At 58.6% G+C, this 13,043-nt stretch carries 11 protein-coding genes; 8 read left to right on the forward strand and 3 right to left on the reverse strand.

Going from position 1 to position 13,043, the window contains the following annotated elements; genetic code table 11:
* Nucleotides 1-3: 3 nt before the first annotated feature.
* Nucleotides 4-252, reverse strand: a complete 249-nt coding sequence (locus IAE24_RS03185) for an acetyl-CoA carboxylase (RefSeq protein WP_012201946.1) — start codon at nt 250-252, stop codon at nt 4-6.
* Nucleotides 253-306: 54 nt separating this feature from the next.
* On the reverse strand, nt 307-1,095 hold the full coding sequence (locus IAE24_RS03190; protein WP_199958643.1) for a 5-oxoprolinase subunit PxpA: 789 nt from the start codon (nt 1,093-1,095) through the stop codon (nt 307-309).
* A gap of 239 nt (nt 1,096-1,334) precedes the next feature.
* On the opposite strand from IAE24_RS03190, the gene IAE24_RS03195 reads away from it, so the two are divergent.
* The 8 genes from IAE24_RS03195 (at nt 1,335) to IAE24_RS03230 (ending at nt 12,101) form a co-directional block, all read left to right on the forward strand.
* The gene (locus IAE24_RS03195) at nt 1,335-2,264 is read left to right on the forward strand and encodes a LysR family transcriptional regulator (RefSeq protein ID WP_012201944.1); all 930 of its coding nucleotides are present in this window, start codon (nt 1,335-1,337) and stop codon (nt 2,262-2,264) included.
* A gap of 15 nt (nt 2,265-2,279) precedes the next feature.
* Nucleotides 2,280-2,588: a hypothetical protein gene (locus IAE24_RS03200; RefSeq protein WP_199958641.1), complete on the forward strand. Its 309-nt coding sequence runs from the start codon at nt 2,280-2,282 to the stop codon at nt 2,586-2,588.
* Between the two features lie 154 nt (nt 2,589-2,742).
* Complete coding sequence (locus tag IAE24_RS03205) at nt 2,743-3,675, forward strand: DUF5655 domain-containing protein (protein WP_199958639.1); 933 nt, start codon at nt 2,743-2,745, stop codon at nt 3,673-3,675.
* A 172-nt stretch (nt 3,676-3,847) separates the two neighbouring features.
* Nucleotides 3,848-7,324 carry a type I restriction-modification system endonuclease gene (hsdR, locus tag IAE24_RS03210; RefSeq protein ID WP_199958637.1) on the forward strand — a complete coding sequence of 1,159 codons (3,477 nt, stop codon included), beginning with the start codon at nt 3,848-3,850 and terminating at the stop codon, nt 7,322-7,324.
* A 175-nt stretch (nt 7,325-7,499) separates the two neighbouring features.
* Nucleotides 7,500-8,954, forward strand: a complete 1,455-nt coding sequence (locus IAE24_RS03215) for a class I SAM-dependent DNA methyltransferase (protein WP_199958635.1) — start codon at nt 7,500-7,502, stop codon at nt 8,952-8,954.
* Nucleotides 8,951-10,294 carry a restriction endonuclease subunit S gene (locus IAE24_RS03220; protein WP_199958631.1) on the forward strand — a complete coding sequence of 448 codons (1,344 nt, stop codon included), beginning with the start codon at nt 8,951-8,953 and terminating at the stop codon, nt 10,292-10,294. Before IAE24_RS03215 ends, IAE24_RS03220 begins: the two co-directional genes overlap by 4 nt.
* Before the next feature lie 95 nt (nt 10,295-10,389).
* Nucleotides 10,390-11,154 (forward strand): DUF3944 domain-containing protein, encoded by a 765-nt coding sequence (locus tag IAE24_RS03225; protein WP_199958629.1) that lies wholly within the window; start codon nt 10,390-10,392, stop codon nt 11,152-11,154.
* Nucleotides 11,151-12,101 carry a hypothetical protein gene (locus IAE24_RS03230; protein WP_199958627.1) on the forward strand — a complete coding sequence of 317 codons (951 nt, stop codon included), beginning with the start codon at nt 11,151-11,153 and terminating at the stop codon, nt 12,099-12,101. The genes IAE24_RS03225 and IAE24_RS03230 overlap by 4 nt, the downstream gene beginning before the upstream one ends.
* 629 nt (nt 12,102-12,730) lie before the next feature.
* On the opposite strand, the gene IAE24_RS03235 is transcribed toward IAE24_RS03230, so the two are convergent.
* Nucleotides 12,731-13,039: a hypothetical protein gene (locus tag IAE24_RS03235; protein WP_199958625.1), complete on the reverse strand. Its 309-nt coding sequence runs from the start codon at nt 13,037-13,039 to the stop codon at nt 12,731-12,733.
* Nucleotides 13,040-13,043: the final 4 nt, after the last annotated feature.

The raw sequence follows: 13,043 nt of genomic DNA on the forward strand, positions 1-13,043 counted from the left end.
GCCTCACGCCGTTTCGATGACGGCCAGCGCTTGGCCAGGATCGACGGGTTCGCCGTTCTCCACGGCAAAGCCCCGCAGCCGTCCGGCCACGTCGGCCGTGACTTCGCTGAACTGCTTCATCACCTCGACCAGGCCGATCACATCGCCCACGGCCACGGTGTCGCCTTCGGCCTTGAATGGCGGCGCGTCAGGCGCCGAACGGCGGTAGAAGGTGCCCGGCAGCGGGCTCAGGACTTCATGGGTAGCGGGCATCGATGCACTCCTGGAAAGCGGGAACAGGAACGAAAGCGGGAAGAACGGAAAAACTCAAGGCTGCGTCGGCGCAGCCGCACCGGCAAAACCTGCAACTTCGATGCCGTGCTCGGCCAGTGCTCGGCGCGTGGCCTGTACGAGCGCCAGCGCGCCAGGTGTATCGCTGTGGATGCAGACCGAGTCGAAGCCGATCGCCATGTCCTGGCCTTCGACCGTGCGCACCACGCCTTCGGTGCAGGCGCGCAGCACCTTGGCGGCCACGGCCTCGGGGTCGAGCGCGCCGACGCGGCGGGTGAAGACGATGGAGCCGCTCAGGTCGTAGTCGCGGTCGGCATAGAACTCGCGCGCCACGGGCTGGCCCAATTCGCACGCCACCTGGAAGGTGACGGACGATTCCATGCAGAACAGGCGCAGCGTCGGTTCGATCTGCTGCAGGGCCGTGACGAGTGCGCGCGACAGCGCCTCGTCGCGCGCCGCATGCATGTAGAGCGCGCCGTGCGGCTTGATGTGCTGCAGCGTCATGCCGGCCAGCCGCGCGAATTCGCGCAGCGCGCCGAGCTGGTAGACCATGTCGTTCACCAGCTCGTCGGCCGGTGCATTGATATGGCGGCGCCCGAAGCCCACGAGGTCGCGAAAGCCCGGGTGCGCGCCGATGCCCACGCCGTTTTCCCGGGCCAACAACACCGTCTTGCGCATGATGTTCGGATCACCCGCATGAAAGCCTGTGGCGATATTGGCCGAGCTGATCAACGGCATCAATTCCTGGTCCACACCATCGCCGATGGCCCATGGACCGAAGCTTTCGCCCATGTCGGAGTTCAGATCAATCAGCGTCTTCTTCACGTTTTTGCCTTGTGTTGTTGGCACGGCCAGATGGCAGCAATGCGGGACAAGGTGAAGATTAGTGAGCTGAAAATCGGCTGAAAAGCATTATTTACAGGCGATGCGATATCTGAAAAACAGATACTCCGACCGCCTGCAATGAACGCTACCCTGCAGATCAGTGAATACTCGGTATCGGATTTGCGCGCGCTGGCATGTAATTTTTGAGAGATAAGTAAATACCCCAGGAAGACCGCACCATGTCTCTGACCCTTCGCCAGCTCAAATACTTCACGGCGGTGGCCGAAGTGGGGCGCATCTCACATGCGGCACTGCAACTCAACATCTCGCAATCGGCGGTGACCACGGCAGTCCGGGAGCTGGAGGAAATGCTGGGGCAGCAGCTGTTTGAGCGACAGCCTCATGGCGTGGAACTGACCCGGGCCGGACGGCGTTTTCTGAGCCATGCCTATGCCGTGCTCTCTGCTGCCGACGAGGCGATCCGCATGCCGCATGAGGGAGTGAATGTCGAGGGGACGCTGACCATTGCCGCCACCTACACGGTGCTCGGCTACTTCTTGCCCCATCACCTTCAGCGTTTCGAGCAATTGCATCCGCAGATCAAGGTCAAGGTGCACGAAGTAGTGCGTGAAGCCATTGAGGAGGGACTGATCACGCAGCAATACGACATGGGAGTACTGCTCACCTCCAATGTGGTGCTGCGCGAGCTGTCGCTCGAGACATTCTTTGGCTCGCAACGCCGACTGTGGGTGCCGGCCAAGCATGCGCTGCTCGAAAAGGCGGAAGTCACGCTGGCCGATGTGGCGGCCGAGCCCTACATCCTGCTCACCGTGGACGAGGCTGCGGGCACTGCAATGAAATATTGGAGCAAGACGCCGTACCAACCTCAGATCAGGCTGCGCACGAGCTCTGTAGAAGCAGTGCGCAGCACCGTGGCGAATGGCCTTGGCGTGACCGTTCTCTCGGATATGGTTTATCGACCTTGGTCGCTGGAGGGAAAGCGCATTGAAACCATCAGTCTGCGCGACGCCGTTCCTACGATGAACATCGGGCTTGGGTGGAAGCAAGGCATCGAATTTTCCCCAGCGATGACGGCGTTTCGCGATTACTTTCGGCAGTTGTTTCTCGAGCCGGTCGTGCATCAAGGCAGAAGGAGGCCCGGCGGTTGATGTCGTTGGTTGGACATGCCCGTTTCTGCATTCAGCAAAACGGCTTTCAACGAATTTCTCGCGCATGCGAATGCATCAATTGAGGCATCACTTCATGGCCCGGGTGAAGAATGCCGGCGATTCTTGGATCAATCGACATTCTCTTTCAGCCGCTGTTTTTCACGTTTGATCTACGGCATGGCCATGGTCTCATCTACGGCCCTGCGTCACCGCTGCGCCGCAGGCGGCAGCCGCCTTGTGGCGCTGACGCTGGACGGCCAGTCGCTGGGTCACATGATCTCGGCGGATCTGAGAATTCGGGCGTGCGCGGTTCGCTGTTCTTGAGACCTTCCTGAGGGAGCTAGCCCCGCACATGGTTTCGGTCGCGCCCGGGGCAGTCCTGGTTGGGGTGCTTTGCCCCAATGCGCCTCTTGTAGACTTGGCCGGCCATTGAAGAATGGCCTTATCTCTTCTGCTGCATGGTGCAAAAGGTCCCCTCATGAGCGATATCCAGCTTTTCCGTCTGCAAGGCGGCACCGCCACCGAATTGGCCGCCACGGCGGTGGCGCTGGAGCGCAATCTGCAGACACTGATCGAAGGCCAGATGGAAACCTTCCTGGGCGTGCGCTTCCTGGCCACGGAATACGCCACCGGCAAGACGCACCGCGGCCGTATCGACTCGCTGGGACTGGATGAGAACAACTGCCCCGTCATCATCGAATACAAGCGGCACAGCAACGAGAACGTCATCAACCAGGGGCTGTTTTACCTGGACTGGCTGCTGGACCACAAGGCCGAATTCCGTTGGTTGGTGATGGAAAGGCTGGGCAAGGACGTGGCGGACAGCGTGGAATGGTCGGGCACCCGGCTGCTGTGCATCGCTGCGGATTTCACGCGCTACGACCAGCACGCGGTGCAGCAGATCCCACGCAATATCGAGCTGATCCGCTACAAACGCTTTGGCGAAGACCTGTTGCTGCTGGAGCTGGTGAACACGCAGACGGTGGTCGAACCGGCTACGGAAACTGCCAAGTCTTCTTCGGTGGATGCCAGCCCCATCACCTCCAAGCCGCAAGGCAAAGACAAAAGCTTTGCCGAACAGCTGCAAGGCGCGACTGCGGACATCCAGGCCCTGTATGCCGATGTGCGCTCCTTCGTGTTTGCGCTGGGCGACGACGTGACGGAAAAGCAGCTCAAGCTCTACGTCGCCTTCCGCAAGCTCAAAAACTTTGCCAGCGTGGTGATGTACCCCAACAAGATGCTGGTGATGCTGAAACTGGACCCCGACACCGTGACACTGGAGGAAGGCTTCAGCCGCGACGTGCGGCAGATCGGGCACTGGGGGACGGGAGAGCTGGAGCTGTGTCTGCGCAGTGCGGGGGATCTTGAGCGGGCGAAGGTGTTGCTGGAGCGGGCGTATGTGGAAGGGTGAGGAGTTGGCCCGGCTTTCCGGATGGCGATAGCCGGCTTGGTTTTCCGTCGGCCCTCCGTGATGATGAGGCGGGCTTAGACCAAACATCCTCCGCAAAGCCCGGGGCGATTCAGAACGGAACTGGCTGCAGTCCATAATGTATCTATACGTAAAGAAATAGAGGCAATGGAGAGTGAGCAATTTTGACTTTCTGAGCGCACATTCCCAGTCGCTGGCTGCTCTGGGCCTGGCTGCCGAGAAGATCTTTCCTCATGACCCCCCCAGTTGCGTTGCAAAGCTGCGCTTGCTGGCGGAATCCATTGCCAAGGATGTGGGTCACCGTATCGGGCTTCAATTGCTGCAGCCTACACAGGCCGAGCTTCTACGTGCAATTGACAGCCGCCTGAGCCTCGATCCGCAACTGCGTCAAATGTTTCATCTGCTGCGCACGCGCGGCAATGATGCTGTGCATGAAGCGGGCGCCATCATCGGTTATCGCGAGGCCCTGGAAAGCCTCAAGGTCGCCCGAGAAGTCGCGCTCTGGTTTCATCGAACCTTTGGAGCCAACCCTCAATTCAAGCCAGGGCCATTCCAATTGCCGGATGACCCAAGCCAGAAGCTCTATGCACTGCAAAAGCAAATTGAAGCGCTTCATGTGCGACTGAGCAGCGAGCAAGCGCTGGTTTCAGACCGTGAAGCGCTGGCCAAGCTTTTGCATCAGCAGGCCGATCAGGAAAAGTCCCTGGCGGCTCAGGCTCTGCAGGAGCGCGACATTTATGAGCAGCTGGCCAGCGAAGCCAGCGCCACCATCGAGCAACTCAAGGCAGAGCTGGCCAAAGCGCAGGCGGCAGCAGCAACAGCGCAAGCCCCCAGCGCAGAGTCTGTGCGAGCCTGGAGTGAGCGTTCTCGCAAGGCAGCCAGTCTGGTGACGATGGACGAGGCGGCTACCCGACTCATCATTGACCAGATGCTTCGCGATGCAGGCTGGAAGGCCGATACCGTCAAGCTGACCCATGCCAAAGGCGCCCGTCCTGTGCGCGGGCAGAACCTGGCCATTGCCGAATGGCCCATGCAAGGCATGCAAAGCGCAGACTACGTGCTGTTTGCCGGCCTGATTCCCGTGGGGGTGGTCGAAGCCAAGCGAATCAACCAAAACGTAGCTGGCAAGATTGGTCAGGCGGAGCGCTATGCACGCAGCTTTGCCCTGGCGGGTGACTGTGAGATGGCTTGGAAAGAGCAGCCGCCTTCGCAGCCGTGGAAAGATGGGCAAGGGGGTCTGTTCCAGATTCCGTTTGCCTACTCTTGCAATGGTCGTCCCTACGTCAAGCAGCATGAGCAGTCCAGTGGAACGTGGTTTCGCGACCTGCGTCACACGGCCAATCTGGCCAAGCCGCTGCAGGGCTTCTATTCGCCAGAGGGCTTGCTGGATCTGCTTCGACGAGATATTGCCAAGGCACAGGAAAAGCTGGAGGCCGAGGCTGCAATCTATCTGGGCCTGCGTGACTATCAGCTCGACGCGATCCAGGCCGTTGAGCAGAGTCTTGCCAATGGTCAGCGCAACTGTTTGCTGGCCATGGCCACGGGAACGGGCAAAACGCGCACCATCATCGGGCTGATCTATCGCCTGCTCAAAGCCGAGCGCTTCAAGCGCATTCTGTTTCTGGTTGATCGCACGGCATTGGGCGATCAGGCACTGGAAGCCTTTGGCGACATGCTGCTTGAGCAGAACATGCCGCTGTCCAAGCTCTACAACATTGCCGAACTCGGTGATATGGCGGCCGAGGCTGAAGACCGTGTACAGGTCGCCACGGTGCAAGCCATGGTCAAGCGCGTCTTTGGCAGCGACAGCCCGCCACCCGTAGACCTGTTTGACTGCGTCATCATCGATGAAGCCCACCGTGGCTACACGCTGGATCAGGAGATGACCGAAGGCGAAATAGAGCTGCGTGATCAGTCCCAGTACCTGTCCACCTACCGCCGTGTGCTGGACTACTTTGATGCCGTCAAAGTAGGACTCACGGCCACGCCTGCCAAGCACACCAGCGATATCTTTGGCCATCCCATCTACACCTACAGCTATCGCGAAGCCGTGGCGGACGACTGGCTGATCGATCACGAGCCACCGATTCGCTACACCACGCTGCTCTCCAAGAACGGCATCCACTTTGACAAAGGGGATGCGGTGGAAAGCATTCACCTGCAAACCGGAGAGATAGACAAGGCCGAGCTCGAAGATGAGCTGCACTTTGACGTGGCCAGCTTCAACAAGGGCGTGCTCAACGACAACTTCAACCGTGTCATCTGCAACCAGCTGGCACAGGAACTGGACCCGTTCAGTGACGAGAAGACCATGATCTTCTGCGCGACCGACACCCATGCAGACACTGTGGTGCGCATGCTCGGAGAAGCGTTCAAGGAACTGCACGGAGATGTCTATAACCAGGCCACCGTCACCAAGATCACGGGGAAGACCGACAAGGTCAGCCAAATGATCCGCAACTACAAGAACGAGGCCTATCCCAAGGTGGCAGTCACGGTGGATTTGCTCACCACCGGCATCGATGTGCCACCCATCTGCAATCTGGTCTTCATGCGCCGCGTGCGTTCACGCATCTTGTACGAGCAGATGATCGGCCGCGCCACACGCCGTTGCGACGATATTGGCAAAACCGTCTTTCGCATCTATGACCCGGTAGACCTGTACGCCGCGCTGCAAAAGGTCAACACCATGCAGCCGCTGGTCAAAAATCCCAACGTCACCATCGAGCAGCTGGTGGATGAGCTGAACAGCCCGGCTGCCTACGAAGCACCGGGCAGCACGCCGGAGCGCAAGCACGCCGACGACGTGCTCGACCAGTTGAACCAGAAGCTCATGCGCGTGCTGCGCAAGGCCGAGCACAAGGCCGAGAAAAAGCCCGTGCTCAAGGAGCGCCTGCAGCAGCTCGAACAAAGCTGGGGGGTGCCGCCGGCCCAACTGCACAAGCACCTGCATGAAGTCGCCAAGACGCAAGGAACACAGGCCGCCGCCAATTTCCTGAGGGACAACACCCGGTTGCTGCAGCAACTGGGCGAGGTGCAGGAACTCATGGGAACGGCCTACCGCCCTGTCTTGTCCGATCACCATGATGAACTCGTAGCCCGCGAGCAGAGCTGGGGTTACTACGCCAGGCCTGAAGACTATCTGGATGGTTTTGCCAGCTTCATCAAGGAGCAGCTCAACCAATCGGTGGCACTGTCCGTCATCGTCAACCGTCCCAAAGATCTCACACGCGAGCAGCTGCGCGAAGTGCGCCTGCTGCTGGACGGCGCGGGCTTCTCGGAGGCCGCCCTCAAGGCGGCCTGGCGCAACCAGAGCAACCAGGACATCGCTGCAGGCATCGTGGCCCACATTCGCAAGGCGGCGCTGGGTGAAGCACTGCTGCCTTTTGAGGACCGCGTCAACCGTGCCATGCAGCGTATCTACAGCCTGCACAGCTGGACGACGGCGCAGCGCAGCTGGCTGGACCGCATTGCCAGGCAGCTCAAGCATGAGACCGTGGTGGACAGCAGTTTTCTGAACGAGGCTTTCCGCCAGCAAGGCGGTACCAAGCAGGTAGACAAGGTACTGGGCGGACAGCTCGATACCGTTGTCATCCACCTGGCCGAAGCCCTCTGGCAAAAGGTGGCCTGACGCACCAGTGCTTGCCACTATGCTCTGCACCCAGCGCTGCCATCACTACAAGCTGGTGGCATCCAAAAAACAGTCGCCTGCGCACGATAGACGCCGGTTTCAGGCATGCACTGTGCCGAAACCAATCCCTATCAGGCGCTAACAGCGATCAAAAGACAGACAACTCTCATCTCCAATGACCACCTCCGACATCGTCCAGAAACTCTGGAACCTCTGCGACGTCCTGCGCGACGACGGCATCAACTACAGCGACTACGTCACCGAACTCGTGCTGCTGCTCTTCATCAAGATGGAGCACGAGAATCTCAAGTCCGGCGTCATAAAACAGCCGCTGCTGCCCGAGTACGCGCGCTGGAACCAGCTGCGGGGCCTCTCCGGCATCAACCTGCTCAACACCTACCGCCGCACGCTGCAGCAACTGTCAGAGTCCACCAGCCCCCGCATTGCAGCCATCTACGCCAATGCCCAGACCAGTCTGAGCGAGCCGCGCCATCTGGAGCAGCTCATCAGCGACCTTGACCGCATCGACTGGTTTGACACCGACAAGGATGGCCTCGGCGACCTGTACGAAGGCCTGCTGGAAAAGAACGCCTCCGAGACCAAAAGCGGCGCAGGCCAGTACTTCACCCCGCGCCCGCTGATCGACGCCATGATTGCCGTCATGCGCCCACAGGTCGGCGAGACCATTCAAGACCCGGCCGCTGGCACCGCAGGCTTTCTGATTGCCGCAGACCGTGCCATCCGCGCGCAGACCGATGATCTGCTGGATCTGACCGAGGCCCAGCGCGCCTACCAGATCCGCAAGGCCTACGCCGGCATGGAACTGGTGCCCAACACCCGGCGGCTGGCGCTGATGAACTGCCTGCTGCATGGCATCGAGGGCGATAACGAAGGCGCCATCCATCTGGGCAACACCCTGGGCACGGCGGGCCAGCGCCTGCCCAAGAGCGACATCATCTTCAGCAACCCGCCCTTTGGCACGGCCAAGGGCGGAGGCGGCCCCACGCGGGACGACCTGACCTACGTCACCAGCAACAAGCAGCTGGCCTTTGTGCAGCACATCGTCAAGCACCTCAAGGACGGTGGCCGCGCCGCCGTGGTGCTGCCCGACAACGTGTTGTTTGAAGTCGGCGTGGGCGCCGACATCCGTCGGGTCTTGATGGACAAATGCCGCCTGCACACCATCCTGCGTCTGCCCACAGGCATCTTCTACGCGCAGGGTGTGAAGACCAATGTGCTGTTCTTTGAGAAGGTGGGTGAAGCCGCCACCGGCAGCACCAAGAACGTGTGGGTGTATGACATGCGGGCCAACGCACCCAAGTTTGGCAAACGGACTCCGCTGACGGAGGCACACTTTGACGACTTCATCACAGCTTATGGTGAAGATGCGAACGGCAACAGTGTCCGCCCCGATGGGGGCGAGCAAAGCCGCTGGCGCAGCTTTAGCCGCGAATGGATCCGCACCGAAAAGCAGGACAGTCTGGATATCGCCTGGCTCAAGGACGATAGCGTGGAAGATGCCGCTGACTTGCCCGAACCTGCGGTGCTGGCGCGGGATATTACAGATGAACTGAATGCGACGCTGGAGGAGCTGGAAGGGATTTTGGCGGAACTGGGGGAGGGCGCATGACTATTGCTATTCCATCTGGCTGGCTCAATTTAGAGCTAGGCGAGGTGCTTGATTATGGATTAACCCAAAAAATTGAACCACAAGAAATATCTGCTGAAACATGGGTTTTAGAACTTGAGGATATCGAAAAAAACTCTAGCCGAGTTCTACAACGCTTCAACTATGCTCAGAGGAATTCAAAAAGTACTAAAAACAAATTTGCAGCAGGTGATGTGCTTTATGGAAAATTGCGACCCTATCTAAATAAGGTGATTTTTGCAGATTCTGAGGGTGTCTGTACCACAGAGATTGTTCCTTTGAGGTCGAATTTTGCAGTGCATGCAAAATATCTATTCCATTGGTTGAAGCATCCAAAATTTCTGAATTACGTCACTGAAGTCAGCCACGGTGTGAACATGCCAAGGCTAGGCTCAGACGCCGGCCGAAAGGCTCCATTTATACTGGCGCCGTTCCAGGAACAGTGTCGCATCGCCGACAAACTCGACACCATCCTGACCCGCGTCGATGCCCTGAACGACCGTCTCGCCCGCATCACCCCCTTGATCAAACGCTTTCGTCAGTCCGTCTTGGCTGCCGCCACTTCGGGGCGGTTGACAGAGGGTTGGCGAGCTCATTATAAATGTAATTACATTCAAACTTCACTTAAAGCAGTTTGTGAGAAATCTCGGGTCATCACTTATGGAGTAGTCAAACTCGGCAATGAGACGCAGGATGGCGTTCCGTGTTTACGCACAAGCAATGTCCGATGGCTTCGGTTTGATCTCGATGGCACGAAGCTTATTGATCCCGGTCTTTCGGCTGAGTACGCGCGAACGGTACTTCAAGGTGGTGAAGTCCTTGTCAATGTCCGAGGCACGTTGGGTGGGGTGGCTGTAGCACAGCCGAGTATGGTTGGTTGGAATGTTTCTCGCGAAGTGGCTGTCGTTCCGGTTGATAAAGATATTGCAGTTCCCGCCTTCATTGCTTTATGGATTGCTAGCGATGAATGCCAGAGATGGTTGACTGGCGTAACTAAGGGTGTTGCGTATGCGGGTATTAATATCGAAGACTTGCGAGCACTACCAGTAATTTTGCCGATTGTGGCCGAGCAAACCGAAATCGTCCGCCGCGTAGAAATCCTGTTCGCCTATGCCGACCGGCTGGAAGCCCGTCTACAAACTGCCCGCACCACTGCCGATCGCCTGACACCTGCGCTGCTGGCCAAGGCCTTTCGCGGTGAGCTGGTGCCACAAGACCCAAATGACGAACCAGCCACCGAGCTGCTGCGCCGCCTGCGCGAGGCGCGTGCAGCCGAGGCACCTGCCAAAAAGGTGCGTGGCCGCAAGGCGCAGGTGGTCTGATTTTTGATGACCAACATTTGCTCCGCCAGCACTGCGAAAATGCGCTGCGCTGGCGGAGCGGGCATTCCATATTCCTGAGAAAGAGGCAAGCCGTTATGGCAATCAAGTACCGTGAAGATCCAGGCCTGAAATTTCTGGCATTGTGCGACAACGATGATGTGTCGAATCTGGCGCAGATCCTGATTTATGACACGGATGGCGAGATGCGCCGTACCAGCAGCATCCTGACGGACCCCGGCTTTACCGCGCACTTGGATATGCCCGAAAAATGGCTCAGGAGCTGGCAGGCGGTGGCGGGCGAGTTGCAACTGTACGGCGGTGATTCGGTGGTGAATTTTTTCCGTGGCAACGGAGTGTTGTACGAGGAAATTCTGTCCGATGTGTGCGAGCGCGTAGGGGTGAAACTGAGCGCTGAGGATACCGAGGCTGTCCGAAAGGAAGAAAAGCTCATCGAGTTTCTGGCTGACAAAGCCTGGGAAAAGATGAATGAGGCGCAGCGCGCAGAGTTCTTGCAAAAGATCAATCTGCTGGAACGCTTTAAGCAGGCCAGTGGCCTGTCGCCCGTGCGACTGGCATTGGCTACGGGTGGTGCCGCTGCCATGCTGCTCTATGAATATGTCGCGGGGGCCATGCTGGCTTCGCTGGGGGCTGGGTTGGCTGCACGTTTTGCTGGCCCCATGGCTGCGCAGTTCATTGGTACGCGTTTGGGTACAGCGGCCTTTGCCGGGCCATTTGCCGTGGTCCTGGGTGTGGCGCTGACGGTGCCCATGCTTTCCGGTACCGCCTATCGCGTGACCATGCCTGCAGTGATTCAGATCGCCTATATGCGCAAGAAGTATCTTCAGAGGGACGTATTTTGATCAACAACATTGCAGATTTGGTGACCAAGATCTGGGTCCTGGACGAAGAATCCATTGGTGCGACTTTGGTGGAAGCCCTGCAAAAAAGCCAGGCCGTGATTTACGACGGAGTGGCGTATTGGGCGCAGGGCAGTGGCAAGACGGGCATCATCCAGCACCTGAAATTTACCGAGCGCACGATGGATGCGAGCAAGGAGATTCTGGAGCAGCTGAAGTCCGTGGCCTCTTCAGCGCAGGCCATACAGCATATGCAGAATGTGCTGATGGCGGTGCAGGTGCTCAGCACGGTGGCTGTGGTGGGCGCGATTGTGGTGCAGACGCAGTATCTGGGCCGCAAGCTGGATGCGATCCAGAGCACGGTCGATGAAATAGGCGCCTCGCAGCACGAGCAGAATCTGGTGTTCTACATGGACAAGATTGGCGACTACATGGGCGGCGTGGAATATGCGCGATCGCTTTTGCAGGACCGCGCACTGGTGCCTGAAATTCGCGATGTGGCTGCCCAGCTGCTGCCACAGATGGGCGCCAAGCGCAATCACATCATCTCGCTTGTGGACAATATTGCAGCTTATGTGCGCTCAAGCAGCAAGGAGCGCAATGAGAGCAAGAACTTCAAGCTGATGCTGGACTTCATTCACCTGCTGGTGGATGTGCTGCCGGCCGCACTGCATACGGAACATCTGCTGGCCGCACGTGTGGGCAAACCTCGTCTGGCACAGCAGATCTTGCAGACGGGCGCCACAAAGTATGAGCAGGTGCTTGGCAGCTACCGGGCGCTGATGAATCAGCTGCACCGAGAAGCGGTTGCTGGCGCATTGGGCTCCAGCGGGGAGAGGGCGTTCATGGAAAACAAGCCCAAGCTGCTGGAGCTGATGCAGTCACCCGTGAATCAGTTGTTGCTGTTCAGGCAGCCCGCCAGTATTGCCATAGAGCAAATGGCTGCCTAAGCTGCGGGCGTTTTGACCCATCGTGTGCGAGCAAGCGAGGAAGGATCACATGCCCGCTAGCGCTCTCGCGTCGCCACAATCGGATGCTCTTCATCCGTTTTCATCCGTTTTTGCCCGCGCTCTCCCATCCGATAGAACGCTCCACGCCCTGCACCTTCCAGCCGCAGCAACTCCGATCCCTGCATCCGTTTCAGCAAGTCCTTGGCCTGCCCTTCACTCAGGTGGCACAAGCCCATGATCTCTGCTCGGCGGATTTGCCCATGCTGCCGCGCGCAGGTATACGCCGACTGCCGTGGCTACCATCGATGGCACCTTGGGCACCGTAGTCAGTCCCGCCAGTTTGCGGTGCTCGGCATGCAGGCCGGTAGGCCTGCCGTCGCCCTCCACGCCCAGCGTCTGGGTATCTGTCGAGTGTCAGACAAACTGAAACTGAAGCGCCAGGCTCCGCGAGCAGTTTTTCATGGTTAGATGGCGGCGATCATCTAGAAGCATGGCGTAGAACTTGAAAAAATCTGTGGTGGCTGCCAAAGAAGCTGAAATGGTATGGAAGTGCAAGTTCAGCCGCATGTGACGAGCCTATGAAAGGCATTTCTATGTCGCGACAACCTGCTGAAAAATTAGCGCCACGCTCATAGGTCGGATGCATCCTGCTTTTTCAGCACATGGGCAGGAATCGCAAACTCCGCATCCAGCTCGGCTTGTGTCGGCTGTTTCCTTGATGGCTTATCCACAGGCGTGAAGAATTCAGGCTGCACGAAGCGGCGGCGTTGCTCGATGTCCTTGTGCCTGGCTTCAGCAGATGCGTCGGCCGTGGTTTGCCTGTCCTCCCGAGCCGATGCGGTCGCTGCGATGCCTTCCTGAACGCCCTGGTTCATCAGCGTATTCAAGCGGCCGTTGAGCATCATCTTGCGGAAAGCGGCGGTAGTTGGGTTCACCATCACA

Origin of the sequence: Delftia sp. S65 (assembly GCF_016516495.1) — a bacterium.
GTDB classification, from domain to species: Bacteria; Pseudomonadota; Gammaproteobacteria; order Burkholderiales; family Burkholderiaceae_C; genus Comamonas; species Comamonas acidovorans.